General features: G+C 63.1%; 15 protein-coding genes. 7 read left to right on the forward strand and 8 right to left on the reverse strand.

Annotation, left to right across the window (positions count from 1 at the left end; all coding sequences use genetic code 11):
- Positions 1–55 precede the first annotated feature (55 nt).
- The 4 genes from ACP2YP_RS28810 to ACP2YP_RS28825 all read left to right on the forward strand — a co-directional run bounded on the left by ACP2YP_RS28810 (position 56) and on the right by ACP2YP_RS28825 (position 3,851).
- Positions 56–1,000 carry an ABC transporter substrate-binding protein gene (locus ACP2YP_RS28810; protein ID WP_426419629.1) on the forward strand — a complete coding sequence of 315 codons (945 nt, stop codon included), beginning with the start codon at positions 56–58 and terminating at the stop codon, positions 998–1,000.
- 70 nt (positions 1,001–1,070) lie between these two features.
- A complete protein-coding gene (locus ACP2YP_RS28815; RefSeq protein ID WP_426426294.1) occupies positions 1,071–1,844 on the forward strand; it encodes an ABC transporter permease in 774 nt (257 codons plus the stop codon).
- Positions 1,841–2,626 carry an ABC transporter ATP-binding protein gene (locus tag ACP2YP_RS28820; protein WP_426419630.1) on the forward strand — a complete coding sequence of 262 codons (786 nt, stop codon included), beginning with the start codon at positions 1,841–1,843 and terminating at the stop codon, positions 2,624–2,626. The genes ACP2YP_RS28815 and ACP2YP_RS28820 overlap by 4 nt, the downstream gene beginning before the upstream one ends.
- Positions 2,619–3,851 carry a Zn-dependent hydrolase gene (locus ACP2YP_RS28825; protein ID WP_426419631.1) on the forward strand — a complete coding sequence of 411 codons (1,233 nt, stop codon included), beginning with the start codon at positions 2,619–2,621 and terminating at the stop codon, positions 3,849–3,851. Before ACP2YP_RS28820 ends, ACP2YP_RS28825 begins: the two co-directional genes overlap by 8 nt.
- Here the strand turns inward: ACP2YP_RS28825 and bamA are convergent.
- The 7 genes from bamA to ACP2YP_RS28860 form a co-directional block, all read right to left on the reverse strand.
- Complete coding sequence (bamA, locus tag ACP2YP_RS28830) at positions 3,848–6,364, reverse strand: outer membrane protein assembly factor BamA (RefSeq protein WP_426419632.1); 2,517 nt, start codon at positions 6,362–6,364, stop codon at positions 3,848–3,850. The genes ACP2YP_RS28825 and bamA overlap by 4 nt on opposite strands.
- 115 nt (positions 6,365–6,479) lie before the next feature.
- On the reverse strand, positions 6,480–7,529 hold the full coding sequence (locus ACP2YP_RS28835) for a LacI family DNA-binding transcriptional regulator (protein ID WP_426419633.1): 1,050 nt from the start codon (positions 7,527–7,529) through the stop codon (positions 6,480–6,482).
- Positions 7,526–8,170 (reverse strand): ThuA domain-containing protein, encoded by a 645-nt coding sequence (locus tag ACP2YP_RS28840; RefSeq protein ID WP_426419634.1) that lies wholly within the window; start codon positions 8,168–8,170, stop codon positions 7,526–7,528. The genes ACP2YP_RS28835 and ACP2YP_RS28840 overlap by 4 nt, the downstream gene beginning before the upstream one ends.
- A gap of 10 nt (positions 8,171–8,180) precedes the next feature.
- Entirely contained in the window at positions 8,181–9,278 is a 1,098-nt protein-coding gene (locus ACP2YP_RS28845) for a Gfo/Idh/MocA family protein (RefSeq protein ID WP_426419635.1), read from the reverse strand.
- Between the two features lie 22 nt (positions 9,279–9,300).
- Positions 9,301–10,149: a carbohydrate ABC transporter permease gene (locus tag ACP2YP_RS28850; RefSeq protein WP_426419636.1), complete on the reverse strand. Its 849-nt coding sequence runs from the start codon at positions 10,147–10,149 to the stop codon at positions 9,301–9,303.
- Positions 10,142–11,083, reverse strand: a complete 942-nt coding sequence (locus ACP2YP_RS28855; RefSeq protein WP_426419637.1) for a carbohydrate ABC transporter permease — start codon at positions 11,081–11,083, stop codon at positions 10,142–10,144. Before ACP2YP_RS28855 ends, ACP2YP_RS28850 begins: the two co-directional genes overlap by 8 nt.
- A gap of 2 nt (positions 11,084–11,085) precedes the next feature.
- Positions 11,086–12,345, reverse strand: coding sequence for an extracellular solute-binding protein (locus ACP2YP_RS28860; RefSeq protein ID WP_426419638.1), 1,260 nt, complete (start codon positions 12,343–12,345; stop codon positions 11,086–11,088).
- 164 nt (positions 12,346–12,509) lie between these two features.
- Here ACP2YP_RS28860 and ACP2YP_RS28865 point away from each other — a divergent pair, with 164 nt between their 5' ends.
- The 3 genes from ACP2YP_RS28865 to ACP2YP_RS28875 all read left to right on the forward strand — a co-directional run bounded on the left by ACP2YP_RS28865 (position 12,510) and on the right by ACP2YP_RS28875 (position 14,990).
- Positions 12,510–13,268 carry an SDR family NAD(P)-dependent oxidoreductase gene (locus tag ACP2YP_RS28865; RefSeq protein WP_426419639.1) on the forward strand — a complete coding sequence of 253 codons (759 nt, stop codon included), beginning with the start codon at positions 12,510–12,512 and terminating at the stop codon, positions 13,266–13,268.
- 108 nt (positions 13,269–13,376) lie between these two features.
- Complete coding sequence (locus ACP2YP_RS28870) at positions 13,377–13,736, forward strand: RidA family protein (protein WP_426419640.1); 360 nt, start codon at positions 13,377–13,379, stop codon at positions 13,734–13,736.
- Between the two features lie 270 nt (positions 13,737–14,006).
- Positions 14,007–14,990, forward strand: a complete 984-nt coding sequence (locus tag ACP2YP_RS28875) for a zinc-dependent alcohol dehydrogenase family protein (protein ID WP_426426295.1) — start codon at positions 14,007–14,009, stop codon at positions 14,988–14,990.
- 9 nt (positions 14,991–14,999) lie between these two features.
- On the opposite strand, the gene ACP2YP_RS28880 is transcribed toward ACP2YP_RS28875, so the two are convergent.
- A complete protein-coding gene (locus ACP2YP_RS28880; protein ID WP_426419641.1) occupies positions 15,000–16,742 on the reverse strand; it encodes a PHA/PHB synthase family protein in 1,743 nt (580 codons plus the stop codon).
- Between the last annotated feature and the right edge of the window lie 72 nt (positions 16,743–16,814).

Genomic DNA, 16,814 nt, shown 5'->3' on the forward strand with positions numbered 1-16,814 from the left:
GGCCGACAGAGATCAACAGGACGTCAAACCATCGATCGGCAAGAGGATGATAATCATGCGTAGTTCGACAGTTTTTGCGACAATCATTGCACTCGCGGCCACCACTCCCGTGCTCGCCGACGACGTCAAGGTCGGCGTCGGCATCTCCGGATGGACCGGCTTCGCGCCGCTGACGCTGGCGAAGGAAGCCGGCATCTTCAAGAAGAATGGTCTCGACGTCACCATCAAGAAGATCCCGCAGAAAGACCGCCACCTCGCCATTGCCTCCGGCGACGTGCAGTGCGCGGCGACCACGGTTGAGACCTGGATCTCCTGGAATGCCAACGGTGTCGCGACCAAGCAGATCTTCCAGCTCGACAAGAGCTTTGGCGCCGACGGCATGGCCGTGCGCAACGACGTCACGTCGATCAAGGAGCTGAAGGGCAAGACCGTCGCAGCCTCCGCGCCGGGCACTTCGCCCTATTTCGCGCTGGCCTGGATGCTGAAGAAGAACGGCCTTACCGTGAAGGACGTCACTGTCGTGAACCTCGAGCCGGCTGCGGCTGCGCAAGCCTTCGTCTCCGGCCAGAATGACGCCGCGATGACCTATGAGCCATATCTGTCAACGGTCCGCGCCGCTCCCGACAAGGGCAAGATCATCGCGACCACGCTCGATTATCCGATCGTGATGGACACGTTCGGCTGCACGCCAAAATTCCTCAGCGAAAACCCGAAGGCGGCGCAGGCACTGGCCAACAGCTATTTCGAAGCGCTCGACATGATCGCCAAGGATCAGGCCAAGTCCTATGAGATCATGGGCGCCGACGTGAAGCAGACCGGCGAGGCGTTCGGCAACTCGGCAAAGTACTTGCGCTGGCAGGACAAGGCCGCGAACCAGAAGTTTTTCGCGGGTGACTTCCTCGCCTTCAACAAGGATGCGGCCGACCTCCTGCTCGAGATCGGCATCATCAAGGCCGCGCCGAAGGTCGAGGACCTCTACGATGCGAGCTTCATCAAGTAAGCCTAGATAAGCTGCTGGTCCTGCCGCGCGGTGGGACCAGCACAAGATCGACCATTCGGATAGACTATTGATGCGTCCCCTGGATTCCGTGACATCGAGGCAGCGCGTGGCCTATGGCCTCGCGTTCTTCGTGCTGTTCGTCGCCCTCTGGTCGTGGGCGACCTTCGGCGGCCATGTGTCGAAGACGTTCCTCGCCAACCCGCTGACCATGATGCAGGAGGGTTATGACCTGCTCACCAAGCAGGGCTTTCTGTTCGACATCGGCATGACGATCTGGCGCGTCGTCGGCGGCTTTGCGCTCGCCGCAATCATCGCGGTGCCGTTCGGCGTGCTGATGGGCGCCTACAAGCCGGTCGAGGCATTCCTCGAACCATTCGTCTCCTTTGCGCGCTATCTGCCCGCCTCCGCGTTCATTCCGCTATTGATCCTGTGGGCCGGCATCGGCGAGTTGCAGAAGCTGCTGGTCATCTTCATCGGCTCGGTGTTCCAGGTCATTCTGATGGTTGCGGTGACAGTCGGCGCGACGCGGCGCGATCTGGTGGAAGCCGCCTATACGTTAGGGGCCAGCGACCGCGGCATCATCCGCCGCGTGCTGCTGCCCTCCTCGGCGCCTGAAATCGCGGAGATCCTGCGGCTGGTGCTGGGCTGGGCCTGGACCTACGTCATCGTCGCCGAGCTGATCGGCTCGTCCTCCGGCATCGGCCACATGATCACCGATAGCCAGGCACTGCTCAACACCGGCCAGATCATCTTCGGCATCATCGTCATCGGGCTGATCGGCCTCCTCTCGGACTTCATGTTCAAGGCGTTCAACGCCTGGCTGTTTCCGTGGAGGCTCGCATGACCACGCTGAAGATCGAACAGGTCTCGCGAACCTTCCCAGCGCGCCACGGCAACGCTCCCACAAGAGCGCTGGAGCCCACCGATCTCATCATCGGCAATAACGACTTCGTCACCATCCTTGGGCCCTCCGGCTGCGGCAAGTCCACGTTGCTGCGCATCGTCGCCGGCCTCGACCGTCCGACCAGCGGGCACGTCACGCTGGATGGCCGCGCGGTCACCGGCCCCGGCGCGGATCGCGGCATGGTGTTCCAGTCCTACACGCTGTTTCCCTGGCTCACTGTGCGCGAGAACATCGCCTTCGGCCTGCGCGAGCGCGGCGTGTCCGAGGCGGAACGCAACAAGCTCGCGGACGCCTTCATCCGCCAGGTCGGACTGTCCGGCTTCGAGAACCATTGGCCGAAGCAGCTCTCGGGCGGCATGCAGCAGCGCACGGCGATCGCGCGCGCCCTCGCCAATGACCCGAAAATCCTGCTACTCGACGAGCCCTTCGGCGCGCTCGATAACCAGACCCGCGCCTTGATGCAGGAGATGCTGCTCGGCATCTGGGAGCGCGACCAGAAGACCGTTCTGTTCGTCACCCACGACATCGAGGAGGCGATCTTCCTCGGCAGCCGCGTCATCGTCATGAGCGCCCGCCCCGGCCGGATCAAGGCCGAGATCAATGTGGACCTGCCGCATCCGCGCTCCTACAAGATCAAGACCACGCCGGAATTCGTCCAGTTGAAGGAGCGGCTGGTCGAGGAGATCCGCACCGAGGCGCTGAAGGTTGCCGAACATGCCTGACACCAAGCCGCGCGCCAATGGCGAGCGCGTCCTCGCCGATCTCAATGCGCTGCGTACCCTCGGCGCCTACAAGACTGGCGTGCACAAGCCGACCTTCTCCGAGCCGCACAAGCAATCGCTGGACTGGCTGGTGCGGAAGCTGCCCGAGGCCGGCCTTACGGGGGCGATCGACGGCATCGGCAATATCCTCGGCACCAGCGCGAAGGCTGGACCAAAACTGCTCGCCGGATCACACCTGGAAAGCCAGAACTATGCCGGCTGGCTCGACGGCCCGCTCGGCGTCGTCTATGCGCTCGAGGCCGCGCGCGTGCTCAATGCCGATCCTTCCGTGAAAGGCGCGGTCGAAGTCGCTGCGTGGTGTGATGAGGAAGGTCATTTCGGCAGCTTCCTCGGCTCGCGCTCCTATATCGGGCAGGTGACCGAACCCGACATCGACGCTGCGCGCGACCGCACTGATGGACGCACCATGCGTGACGCGCTGGCCGACATGGGGCTGGCCGGACGGGCGCGCATCGCTGCCGAGCCGGGACGGCACGTCGGCTATCTCGAGGCGCATATCGAGCAGGGCGACACGCTCGAGAGCGGCAAGCTCGCGATCGGCGTCGTGACCTCCATCGTCGGCATCTGGCAGTACCGCATCAATTTTGCGGGTGAGCAGAACCACGCGGGCACCACGCGCATGGCCGTGCGCAAGGATGCGGGCCTGGCGCTTGCAAAGTTCTGCGTGGCGATCGACGAGCGTTTCCCCGCTGCATGCGGGCCGCGCACGGTCTGGACCACCGGCCGCATCACGCTCGATCCGGGCGCGCCGAGCATCATTCCCGGCGGCGCCGAGATGCTGTTCCAGATCCGCGACGACGATCCTTCCGTGATCGCGCCGCTGGAGGAGCTGCTGCGAACGATGGCGGACGAGGCCAATGCCAAAGGCCCCTGCACCGTCACCGTGGAGCGGATCCGCGTGGGCGCGCCCGCCATGATGGAGTCCCGCTTCCAGGATGCGATCGAGGCCGCGAGCAAGGCCCTGGCCGGCGGACGATCGCTGCGCATGCCGAGCGGCGCCGGCCACGACGCACAGATGCTCGCGACCATCATGCCCGCTGGCATGCTGTTCGTGCCCTCGATCGGCGGCATTAGCCACCATTGGACCGAGAACACCGCCGATGCCGACATCGTCACCGGCGCGCAGGTGTTCGTCGACTCCTGTCTGCGGATTTTGGCAGGCTAGAACGACGTACCGCCGCCGAACCTGAACTCCTGCACCACGTCGTATTTGCCCTTCGTGAGCGGCACGGCGTAGTCGAAGCGCAGCGGGCCGAACGGCGAGGCCCAGATCAGACCGACGCCGACTGACGAGCGCACCACGCTGCTGTCGTCATATTGCAATCCGCAGGTCGGGCAAGCCTTGGTATTGACCTCGCCCGTGGCCGTCCACGAGGTCGGTCCCTGATAACCCCAGAGTGAGCCGGCATCGGCATAGACGGCGCCCTTCAAGCCGACCTCCTTGGGCAGGAACCAGAAGGGCATCTGCAACTCCATGGACGCGCCCCAGTACTTCGTGCCGCCCAGCGCATCGCCCGTGGCGCCGAAGCTCGCGTAGGTGATGTCGCGCGGACCGATGCCGTTGGAAGCGAAGCCGCGTACGAGGTTCGGTCCCATCTGGAAGTGATCCAGCATGCGCAGATCGTTGTTGCCGATCTTGCTGAGGACGCCACCCTGGAGATGGATCACACTGACGATCTCGGAGACCAGCGACGTGTAGTACTTGGTGTCCAACGCTGTCTTCAGATAGGTGACGTCGCCGCCGACGCCGGCAAAATCCTGCTTGAAGTCGACGAGCAGACCGTCGGTCGGGTTCTTGGTATTGTCGAGCGTGTTGTAGGCCAGCGTGTAGCCCAGCGCCGAGGTCCAGGTCGGGCCGTTCGCCAATTCTTTTCGGACCGGCAGGCTCGATTCACCGTCACCGTAGCAGCCGTAGCCGTAGAGACCTGAACTCGTCGAGTTGGTCGGGTCCACTCCACCCAGCACGCTCTGGATATAGGCCGGCGTCGGATTGAAGGCCAATGATGTGTTGGCCGCATTGTTGTTGCAATTGTTGTAGGCGCTGGCGAGCGTGATGCTCTGCTGATAGAGCGAGTAGCGGAGCTGAAGCGACAGGTCCTCGCGCAACGCGAAGCCCAGGCGCGGCGAGAAGCCCAGCGTCGTCACCCCATAGCTCGTATAGCTGTTCGACAATTGCTGACGCCAGTAGGTGTCGAATCCAAGCGCGATCCGGTAGTCGAGCAGATACGGCTCGACAAAGGACAGCGATACCCCGCGGGCATACTGGCCGTAAGTCACCGACGCCTTGGCAAAGAGCCCTTTTCCGAGCAGGTTGCGCTCGGAGACAGAGACTTCGGCAAGCGCGCCGTCGGTCGTGGAGTAGCCGCCCGAGATCGAGAAATCGCCGGTCGACTTCTCCTCCATGTCAACGATCAGGATCACGCGGTCGCTGGAGGACCCGGGCTCCGTGGTGATCTTGACGTTCTTGAAATAGTCGAGGTTCTTCAGCCGCCGCTCGGCGCGATCAACCAGGGCGCGGTTGTAGGCGTCGCCCTCGGAGAGGTCGAATTCGCGCCGGATCACGTAGTCACGCGTGCGGGTATTGCCCCGCAGACTGATGCGCTCGATATAGGTGCGCGGCCCCTCGTCGATGTTGAACACCACCGAGACGGTGTGTGATTCGAAATTGCGGTCACCGCTCGGCCGCACCACGGCGAACGCATAGCCACGGCGCGAGGCCTCGATCTGCATCTCCTCGGTCGACTTCTCGACCGATTCGACATTGTAGAGCGAGCCGACATTGACGCGCGAAAAGCCGCGCAGCGAGCTTGCGTCGAAATTGGCGATGCTGGAGCGGAAGTCGACCGTGCCGACGCGATATTGCTGGCCCTCCTCGATCTTGAAGCTGACGAGGAAACCCTTCTTGTCCGGATCATATTCAGTCAGCGCCGCCACGACCTGCGCATCGGCAAAACCGTTCTTGAGATAGAAGCGGCGGATCAGGTCGCGGTCGGCCTCGACGCGGTCCGGATCGTAGAGGTCACCGCTGCTGAGGAAGCTCAGCAGATTGCTCTCGTGCGTCTTGATCACGTCGCGCAGGCGCGCGGCCGAGAAAGCGCTGTTGCCGATGAACGCGATCGATTTGACGCCGGTCTTGACGCCCTCCTCGACCGTGAAGACGAGATCGACGCGATTGCTAGGCTGCTCGATGATTTCAGGCGTGACGCGGACATCGTATCGGCCCGAGCGGCGGTAGATCTCGGCGATCCGCAGCGTGTCGGACTGCACCATCGCGCGCGAGAAGGTTCCACGCGGCTTGGACTGGATTTCGGCCGAGAGCTGCTCGTCCTTGATCTTCTTGTTGCCCTCGAACGCGACGCGGCCGATTACGGCATTTTCCACCACCGACACGACGATATGGCCGCCGACCCGGTTGACCTTCACATCCTGAAACAGGCCGGTCTCGATCAATGCCTTGAGGCCGTCGTCGAGGGCGACCTGATCGAACTGCCCGTTGGGGCCCGCCTTGAAGTAGGAGCGAACCGTCTCGGCCTCGACGCGGCGATTGCCTTCGACCGCGATCGCGTCCGTGGCTTGCGCCGCCGCAGCCGGCTGCGGCAACAGCACCAGCGGAAGTGAAGCTGCAATCGACACGCCACCCACGACCGCCGCGACAAGCCAAGCCCGCAAAACCGACATTCCACACCTCAAGAGCACCTATGCTCTGAAACGGGAAAGCTGTGGCCGCGGTGTGGCTTTCAGATTGCTGCAGTGTTTCCGGGGATTGAGTTTGATTGAGCCGATGCCCCCAGGGTCACGGCAGATTGTCCCGCAGAAAAATGTCGATGCGGATGCGCTCCTGGTCGGGGCTGATCGGCTCGCCGGAACAATGCGCGAGCAGGACGCGTGCCGCAGACCGCGCCTCGTGGCCGGGATCCTGGTTAATGATGGCATCGAGCGTGCCGCGGACCAGGAAACGCCGCGTGTACTGCGTCAGCTCATGGGTGATCCACACCACCTCGCGCGCACGGCCCGAGGCCTCGAGCGCATCGGCGATGCCACGGTTTCCGGCGCCGCAGCAATATAGGCCGCGGAGATCGGCATGGCGCGCGAGCAGCGCGGCCGTGAGCTCCCGTGTGCGCGCGCTGTCGTCGCGGCCCTCGATGACCGGTAGCGCGCGCAAGTTCGGATACTCGCTGGACAGGATCTGGTGGAAGCCGAACTGCCGCTCGGTGTGATCGCGCAGCGACAACGATCCCGCGATCACGGCGACCGTCCCGTCACGCCCGGCAAGGAAGCGCCCCATCAGCGTCGATGCAGTCCGCCCCGCGGCCGGGTTGTCGATACCGACATAATGCAGGCGGCGCGAGCTCGGCGCGTCCGACACGAGGGTCACCACGACGACCCCGCGCGCGGCGAGCTCGTCGATCGCGGCGCGCACCCTGGGATGGTCGAGTGCGATGACGGCCACGCCCTGATAGGCCGGCGACAGGTTTTCCAGCGCGCCGGCCAGCACATCCGGATCGAACACGTCGACATGGAGGATATCGATGAAGCCGCGTTGGCCGGCGAGCCAGTCCGCGGTGCGCTGGACCTGCTCGGTCAGGTTGGTCATGAAGCTGTTGCTGCCGGATGGCAACACGAAGGCGAAGCGGAAACTCTGGCCGCGGGCGAGCCGTGCGGCCGCCACGTCCGCCCGGTAGCCGAGCTTGGCGACCGCGGCCTCGACACGCGCGACGGTCTTGGCGCGCACGCCCTCGCGCCGGTTGACGACGCGATCGACAGTGGCGAGCGAAACGCCTGCCGCGCGCGCGACGTCCTCCAGCGTGGCGCGAACGGCCGGCTGCGTCGCGCCAGCTGTCATTCGCGCGCCGCCCACAGCAAGCCGCGGGTCATCAAGGTTCGGATCTCCGGGACGTCGAGCTCGTAAGCGCGGTGGCCGAGCGAGGAATAGAACACCCTGCCCGCGCCGTATCGCTTCTTCCAGACCACCGGCATCACCACGCCGTCGATCCAGGATGCGTGCTCGCCGGTGAAGGTCGTCGTCGCCAACACCTCGTTGGCGGGGTCGACATGCATGTAATACTGCTCGGAACGGTGCTCGAAACTCTTCAGACCCTTCATGATAGGATCATCCGGCTTCGTCAAGTCGACCTTGTAGTCGATGATGTTGCCGGGATGGGCGACCCATTGCCCGCCGCACAGGAACTGGTAGTCGACGGACTCGCGGAACGCATCGCACATGCCGCCATGATGGCCGGCAAGCCCGACGCCGCCACGCACCGCCGCGCAGAGATTGAGCGCATCCGACTTCTCGATCTTCGACATGGTGTAGATCGGGATGATCAACGAGAGATCATGGATCGCCGGCTCGCCGAATGCCTCTGTCGTCGTTTCGATCCGCACCTCGAAACCTTCCGCCTTCAGCCAGCCGCGGATCATCGAGGCGCAGAGATCTGGATCGTGTCCCGGCCAGCCGCCCCATACAATCAATGCCTTGCGCATGGTCATTCCCTCAGTCGATCTGTCCGGTTTCACGTCCGGCCGGCAACATCGCCGGCCGCTCGATGCGGTTCTCGATCTTGACGCGCCGCCCTTCGTCGGCGGAGGTCTGGAACGCCTCCATCACCTCCAGCACATGGAAGGCGAGCGCGCCGCTGGCACGATGCGGCCGGTTGTTCAGGATCGCGGAGGCCATGTCGGCGACCCCGATGGAACGGAATTCGCCTTCGACATGACCGTGTGTCAACGGCACCGTCTCCCATTCGCCGCCGGTCTTCGCGACCTGCACTTCGCCGCCGAAGCGGTTCGGGTCCGGCACCAGCATGCTGCCCCTGTCGCCATAGATCTCGATCGGAGCATGCCGGTGCTTCGGCACATCGAAGCTCATCGCGATCGAGACGACCGCCCCGCTCTCGAATTCGAGCGTGCCCGCGACATGGGTCGAGACCTCGACCGGGATCAAGGTGCCGTTCATCGGCTGGCTGGTGACCAGACGCTCGGATTTCGGGCGCGCGGTCGAGCCCACCACGCTCGCCACCGGGCCAAGCAGCTGCACGAGATCGGTGATGTAATACGGGCCCATGTCAAGCATCGGCCCGCCGCCGCGCAAGTAGTAGAATCCCGGCGCCGGATGCCAGCGCTCGTGGCCGGGGCAGCCGAAGAAGGCGCTGCCCGCCACCGGCGTGCCGATCGCGCCGTCGTCGATCAGCTTGCGCGCGGTCTGGTGCCCACCGCCGAGAAACGTGTCGGGCGCGCAGCCGACGCGAAGGCCCTTCTGCACGGCGAGATCCATCACCTTGCGGGCCTCCGCGACGTTGATACCGAGCGGCTTCTCGGAGTGAACGTGCTTGCCCGCATTCAGCACCGCGAGGCTGACGTCGGTGTGGGCGAGCGGCACGGTGAGATTGATGACGATCTCGACGTCGTCGCGCTTGAGCAGCTGGTCGACCCGCATCGCCGGCAGCCCGAAGGCGGCACCCTGACGCTCCGCCGCATCGCTGCGCATGTCGGCGAGCGCCTTGATCTCCATAACCGGGAAGCGCTGGGCCGCTTTCAGATAAGCGGTGCTGATATTGCCGCAGCCGATGATTCCGACGCCGACTTTTCTCATTGTGATCTCCGTGAGGTACCGTTCATCCCTTGACCGCGCCTGCAGTGAGGCCGGCGACGATGTGCTTCTGTGCCAGAAGGAACAGAATGATCGTCGGCAGGATGGTGAGCGTGATGAACGCCAGGATCAGGTGCCACTCGGACGAATATTCGCCCTGGTAAACCATGATGCCAAGCGGCCATGGATAGAGCGCATCGGTGTTGAGCATCACCAGCGGCAGAAGATAGGCATTCCAGCTGTTGACGAAGGTGATGGTACCGACGGTCGCCAGGATCGGCCGCGACAAAGGCAGCGTCACGTAGCGGAAGAATTTGATATAGCTGCAGCCATCGACCAGCGCCGCTTCGAGCAGCTCATGGGGAATATCCCTGAAGAAGCGCCGCAGCAGCAGCACGCTCATGGCGAGGCTGAAGGCGACCTGCGGCAGCGCGACGCCGAAATAAGTATCGAGCAGTCCGAGATCGCGCACCTTGATGAACAACGGCAGCACGGCGGTCGCCGCCGGAAACAGCAAGCCTAGCGTCAAGTAGCTCAGCAGCATCGATGAGCCGTAGAACTTGATATGGGCGAAGGTGAACGCCGCCATCGATGCTGTGATCAGGGTCAATGTCACCGTGAGCGTCGAGATGATCAGCGAGTTGCGCAAGAGCTGCCAGTAACGCGCGGAGAACAGGATGTCGGCATAATTCTGCCATTCCCAGTGACGCGGCAGGCCGAACGGATTCACGCGCAATTCGCCGAGCGATTTGAAGCCGCCGAGCAAGGTCGCGAGCAGCGGCACCAGCACGAAGATGGCAACGGCAGCGAGGAACGCCGCCTTGAACAGCGCGGCGTGATCGTACGGCGCGCGGGCGGTCTCGGCATTACTCATCGCGCATGAACCATCGCTTGTAGGTGAAGGCAAAGGTCACGCAGATCATGAACAGGATGACGCCGATGGCGCTGCCATAGCCGACCCGCATGCGCGAGATACCGTTGTTGTAGAGGAAGCTCACCATGGTGTTGGAGGAATCCGCAGGCCCCCCGCGCGTCAGCGGCATGACGAGGTCAAACAGCTGCAGCGACCCGACGATGGCGAAGAAGACAGAGAGCCGGATCGTCGGATAGAGCAAGGGGATCACGACATGGCGCAGGGCTTGCGAGCGCGTTGCGCCGTCGATCCGCGCCGCCTCGATCAGGCTCTTGTCGAGGCTCTGGAGCGCCGCGATGAACAGCATCATGTGGAAGCCAAAGTACTTCCAGACGATCACGATCAGCACCGCCAGCATCGCGGTGTCGGTCGAGGCCAGCAGATGCGGCGGCTCGGCGCCGAAGGTGCGCCAGATCGAGGCGACGAGGCCGTAATCGCCGTCATAGACGAAAGAGAAGATCAGGCCGGTCGCGATCTCGGCCAGGATGTAGGGCATGAAGAACAGCATGCGCAGCGCCACCGCTCCACGAAAGCGCTCGGCGAGCATCAAGGCCAGCGTGAGCGCAAGCGGCAGCTGGACCGCGAGCGAGACCGCGATGATCAGCCCGTTGTTGCGCAGCGCGAGCCAGAAGGCGCGGGTCTCCAGCACGAAGCGGTAATTGTCGAAGCCGATCCAGTTGGTCGGCTTGCCGAACCCGTTCCAGTTGAAGCCGGAATACCAGGCGGCCTCGCCGATCGGCAGCACCACGAACAATGTGAACAGCAGCAGTGCCGGCGGCAGGAACAGGATCAGGACGGTGAAGCGGCCGTCCCAGCTCGGGCCGCGGATCGCGGCCTGCGGGATCGTCTCGTCAGCAACGCCCATCGCCGACACGATCGCGATCCGCCGCGCCACCGTCAGTTGCCCTGCTTCCGCGCCGCTTCGATCGCTTTCGCTGCGTCCTGCGGGCTCATGCTGCCACCGGCGATCTCCGCGGTGACGTCGTTGACGACGCGACCGACCGAGGGGCCAAGGCTCTGGTCATAGAAATTCTGGTGATAGTTCGACTTCGCCAGATTGGCTGCGATCAGCTTCATGAAGGAATTGTTGAGGCCGACGTCCGCACCCTGCACCACGGGGATGATGTAGTTGCCGGCGGCAAGCCGCGTCTGCACGTCCTTCGAGACGAAGTACTTCAGGAAATCGACCGCCTCCTTCGGCGAGCCCTTCGTGATCAGCCAGCCGGTAATGCCGCCCAGCGTATCCGTCGGCGCGCCGTTGCCGCCCGCCACCACGGGGAAATCGAACCAGCAGATCTTGTCCTCGCTCAATCCGACCTTGTCGGCGGCGAGTGCGCGCTGCAAATTATAGACGGTGGAGATCGCCAGTGTCATCGCCGCCTTGCCGTCGCCGAAATAGCCGACGGCCTGCGGGTTCTTGAAGCCGAGGAAGCCGTTCTGGAATGGCTGCAGGTCGACGAGCTGCTTGAACAGCTCGCCGGACTTCTGGAAGGTCTCGCCAGCAAAGCCGCCGTTCTCGCCGCGCAATGCAGCGTCGAAGGCCGCCTTGCCGCCGACGCGCACCGCAAGATGCGTCCAGTAGAAATGCAGTGGCCATTTGTCGGCGCCACCGACCACGATCGGCGTGACGCCGGCCGCTTTCAGCGTCTTCACCGCGGCGAGCAGATCGTCCCAGGTTTTGATGGCGGCGGGATCGACCTTCGCCTTGGCCATCAGCTCTTTGTTGCAGAGGAACCCCACCTGCGACAACGCGACGGGAAGGCCATAGACGTGGCCATTGCTGGTGAAGGCAGCGAGTGCCGCCGGCGTGATGCTGTCGCTGTAGCCCTTCACCTGGTCGGTAATGTCGTCGAGAACACCGGCCTCGATCTGCGTCTTCAGGACGCCGCCGGCCCAGCTGTAGATGATGTTCGGCCGATCCTTGGATTGCAGGATGGTCGGCAGCTTGGCCTTGTAGGCCTCGTTCTCGAGGAACTGCATCTCGACCTTGACGCCCGGATGCGACGCCTCATAGGCACGCGCGACCTCCTCCCAGATCTTCACCTGAGCCGGATTGACCTCGATGTGCAGCCATTTCACGGTTGTGTCGGCTGCGGCGACATTGGCGCCAAGCAGGCATGCGGCCGCGGCGAGTCCCAGCTTCCCGAGCAGTCTCATCACATCCTCCCAATGGGCTCTTATTCTTTGGCTGCAATCCTGCCTTCAATATTTGAGGTACGCAACACAAATTCTGACCTATGCACCTCACGGAAGGAATGGCTATGGTCTGGAAAAGAGTCGGGCGGCCCGTCGCGTCGCCCGCAACACACTGAGAGGTGCCCATGGCTGCCATCTATTCCGACCTCGCCGGCAAGGTCGTGCTCGTCACCGGAGGGGCAGCGGGAATTGGCGCTGCGATCGTGCGGCGGTTCGCGGAGCAGAAATCCAAGGTCGTGTGCTTCGACATCAAGGTCGACGAAGGCCAACGCCTGGCGCGCGAGCTATCCGATCGGGGACTGGCTGCGCATTTCCAGCACGTCGACCTGACCGACATCCCCGCGTTGCGCGCGGGCGTGGAGGAAGCACGCAAGGCGCACGGCGCGATCAACATCCTGGTCAACAACGCCGCACATGACGAGCGGCACAAGACCGAGGAGATGACGCCGGAATATTGGGACGACCGCATCGCGGTGAATCTGAAGCACCAGTTCTTTGCGTCGCAAGCCGTGCTGCCGGACATGAAGGCTGCGAATGCCGGGGCCATCATCAATTTCGGCTCGGTGTCGTGGATCGCCGGACAGGGCGGCATGGCCGCCTATACCGCCAGCAAATCAGGCGTCATTGGCCTGACGCGCTCGCTGGCGCGCGACTACGGTCCCTACAATGTCCGCGTGAACGCGATCGCGCCGGGCTGGATCATGACCGAACGCCAGCTCGAGAAATGGATGACGCCGGCGGGCGAGATCGAACTTCAGCAGCGACAGTGCCTGAAGCGCAGGCTGGTGCCAGACGAGGTCGCGAAATTCACCGTCTTCCTCGCCTCCGACGAGGCCTCCGCCTGCACCGCTCAGCACTACGTCGTCGATGGCGGCTGGGTGTGATGCTTTGAGGATGGACGCGTTGATGATGAGGCGTGTTGACTTGTCAGCGGACTCAGCAGCAATACCGACAAAACGTCTCGTCGTCCCGGCAACGTCAAAGGTGGCACAATGATCAAGCGCGTCCTGCCGTATGAGGGGTTGCTCCACGAAGTTGTCGAGCATAACGGCGTGCTCTACATCGGCGGGATCGTCCCTGAGGACACGAGCCTTGATATGGCTGGCCAGGCCAATGATGTACTTGGCCAGTTGTCGCGTTTGCTGGAAACCCTGGGATCTGATCGGTCCCATGTCCTGCAAGTGACAATCTTCGTCACGAAGCTCAGCGAAAAAGCCGCATTCAATACGGCCTGGAAAGCATGCTTCGCGGAGACCTCCCTACCGGCGCGCGCGGTCATCGGAGTGACCGACCTCGGTCCCGGCGTCAAGCTCGAGATGACTGCAATTGCCGCTCGTCGAGCTTCGAGCTGAAGGCACGCATCTGATCCGAGCCGAACGAACAGCGCGCCGTCGTTCGGGCTACCAGACTGCGCTGCTGCCAGCGCAGCAGGTCGGCCTGCAATCGCCAGATCAACGTGGATAGCGCAACACCGGCCAGCACCGATCCCCTGTTCCGCACCGTTGAACTCGCCCAGCCGCGCAGCATTGACCAAGCGTTCGCCGATCGCATTGCTTTCCAGCGAGGAACATGGAGTATCATCCGTTGCGAACTGGCGCCAACCTGACAGGCTGATATTGGCTGTGTATGCGATGGTCCTTTCTGCGCGCGGCGCGCGCCTGACCTTTCAGGAGCTTCCCGATCCAATCCCGGGGCCCGGTGAGGTTCGCGTCAAGATCAGCGCCTGCGGCGTGTGCCGAACCGATCTTCATGTGCTCGACGGCGACCTGCCCGCCATTCCTTACCCAATCATCCCGGGCCACGAAGTCGTCGGCCGGGTTGACGCGCTCGGCGCGGGTGTCGACGACCTGAAGCCCGGCATGCGCGTGGGCGTGCCCTGGCTCGGTTACACCTGCGGAGAGTGCTTCTATTGTCGCATGGACAAGGAAAATCTCTGCGATCGTCCCAAATTCACCGGCTACACGCGCGACGGCGGCTTTGCGAGCCACCTGATCGCCGATGCCAGATATTGCTTTCCGCTCGGTGAGCACGGCGATGACGTAGCCATCGCGCCGCTGCTCTGCGCCGGTCTGATCGGCTGGAGATCTCTGGTGATGGCCGGCGAAAGCAAAACGTTAGGCATCTATGGCTTCGGCGCAGCCGGGCATATCGTGGCGCAGGTGGCCCGGTCCCAAGGGCGGACCGTCTATGCTTTTACGCGCAGAGGCGATCAGGAAGCGCAACAGCTGGCGCTCTCGCTCGGCGCGGACTGGGCCGGCGCTTCCGAGGATAGGCCGCCGACCGATCTGGACGCCGCGATTATATATGCACCGGTCGGTGCATTGGTGCCGCTTGCCTTGCGCGCGGTGCGAAAGGGCGGACGCGTTGTCTGCGCCGGCATTCATATGTCCGACATTCCGACGTTTCCCTACGACAATCTTTGGGGAGAACGGCAGATCATGTCGGTTGCGAACCTCACGCGAAAGGACGGCATTGATTTCCTCGCGATCGCGGCCAAGGCTAACATTCGGACACACACCACGGTGTTCCCGCTCGCGGAAGCGAATGAAGCCCTCGCCCAATTGAGGGACGGCAAGCTCGTGGGTGCCGCCGTGCTGCGTTCCTAACGACCGCCTCTACTGTTCAAGGACATAGGTGCCGGGCGCGTCGCCCAAAGGTGCGACTTTCTGCTCCACCGTTGCCCCAGACGCGGGAACAGGCTGATCGGAATGAGCTACGAGGAATCGCGCCCACTCGCTCCACCATGATCCTTCGTATGATGGCGCACGTTTGACCCACTCGTCCGGGCCGAGATAGGGATCGCTGGTCTTCTTGGTAAGCACCTGATAGCTGTGCCCCTCCTCACCGGGCGGGGCGACGATGCCTGCGTTGTGCCCGCCACTGGTCAGTACGTAGGTGGTATCTGCATTGGCAAGGAAATTGATCTTGTAGGTCGACTTCCACGGCGCGACGTGGTCGCGCAGCGTGCCGACGACGAACATCGGCATGTGCAGATCCGAGAGCGAGACCGGCTGGCCATTGACCTTATAGCGTCCCTCGGCGAGATCATTGTTCAGGAACAGCCGCCGCAGATAGTCGGAGTGCATCTGATAGGGCATGCGCGTGGCATCGGCATTCCAAGACATCAACTCGCTTGGCGCGGCTCGTTCTCCGATCAGATAGTCGCGAACGATCCGCGACCACAGCAAGTCGTTGCTCCGTAACATCTGAAACGCGCCGGCCATTTGCGCTGTTCCGAGCAGCCCTTGCCGCCACATCATATCCTCGAGAAACGAAACCTGGCTTTCGTTGATGAACAAGGTCAGGTCGCCGGCCTCCGTAAAATCGGTCTGCGCCGCAAGCAACGTCATCGTTCGCAGACAGTCGGGTCGCTCGCGAGCGAGTCGCGCAGCCGCAATGGAGAGCAAGGTTCCGCCAAGGCAATAGCCCGCGGCGTGGATGGCCTGGCCGGGACGAAGCGCGTTGATGGTCGCGATCGCGGCATCCACCCCGAGTTCGCGGTAATCTTCCAGGCTGAAATTGCGATATTCGGGTGTCGGGTTCTTCCACGAGATCATGAAGACGGTAAATCCGCTTTCGATGAGAAAGCGCACGAGCGAATTGCGCGCCGACAAATCGAGAATATAGTACTTCATGATCCAGGCAGGCACGATCAGAACCGGTTCGGGGCGCACCGTCGGTGTCATCGGTGAATACCGGATGAGTTCGATCAGCTCGTTGCGATAGACGACCTTACCGGGCGTTGCGGCGACATCCTTGCCGACTTCGAATGTCCGATCGCTTCTCAAGCCCGCCCCGGTAAGCAGTGTCTTGAAATCCTCAATCCAGTTGTGAACGCCGTAGAGGAAATTGCCACCGCCGGTCTCCATGACCTTGCGCAACACCTCGGGATTGCTGACGGCGAAATTCGTCGGAGCTACCGTATCCAAGCATTGACGCAAGGTGAAGTCTGCAATTGTCGCGTTCGAATGCGACAGTCCGTGAATTCCGGTCGTTGCCGAGTGCCACCATTGTTCGGTCAGCAGGAAGGCCTGAGCCATGAGATTGTAGGAGGGCAGCTCCCAGTCAGAGCTCGAGAAACGGCGGTCATTCTCCGGCGGCCTGATGGCGGACCAAGGCTGGAACGTCGCATGCCTGGGCACCATGGAGTCGAAAAACTGAAAGGCGTTCTGGATTGCTTGACCGGCAAGGCCCGCCTGCTTACCGGGCGAGGCCAGCAGATGCAGTTGCCAGTCTGCAAAGGCCAGTGCCAGCGCTGCCGGTGAAACACCGCCGGTAAAGCGCGCCAGCGCCGCGTGAAAGGACCGGTCGATTGCATCAGCGGCAATATCAGGGGCGATCGACTGCGCCGGCGCCATTCCCTCATTGATCAGTGGCTGCGGGGAGACCCGCTCGGAATTCGGAACCGCGGGGACGCGGCTGACGGATGC

The organism is Bradyrhizobium genosp. A, assembly GCF_049949275.1.
Taxonomy (GTDB): Bacteria; Pseudomonadota; Alphaproteobacteria; order Rhizobiales; family Xanthobacteraceae; genus Bradyrhizobium.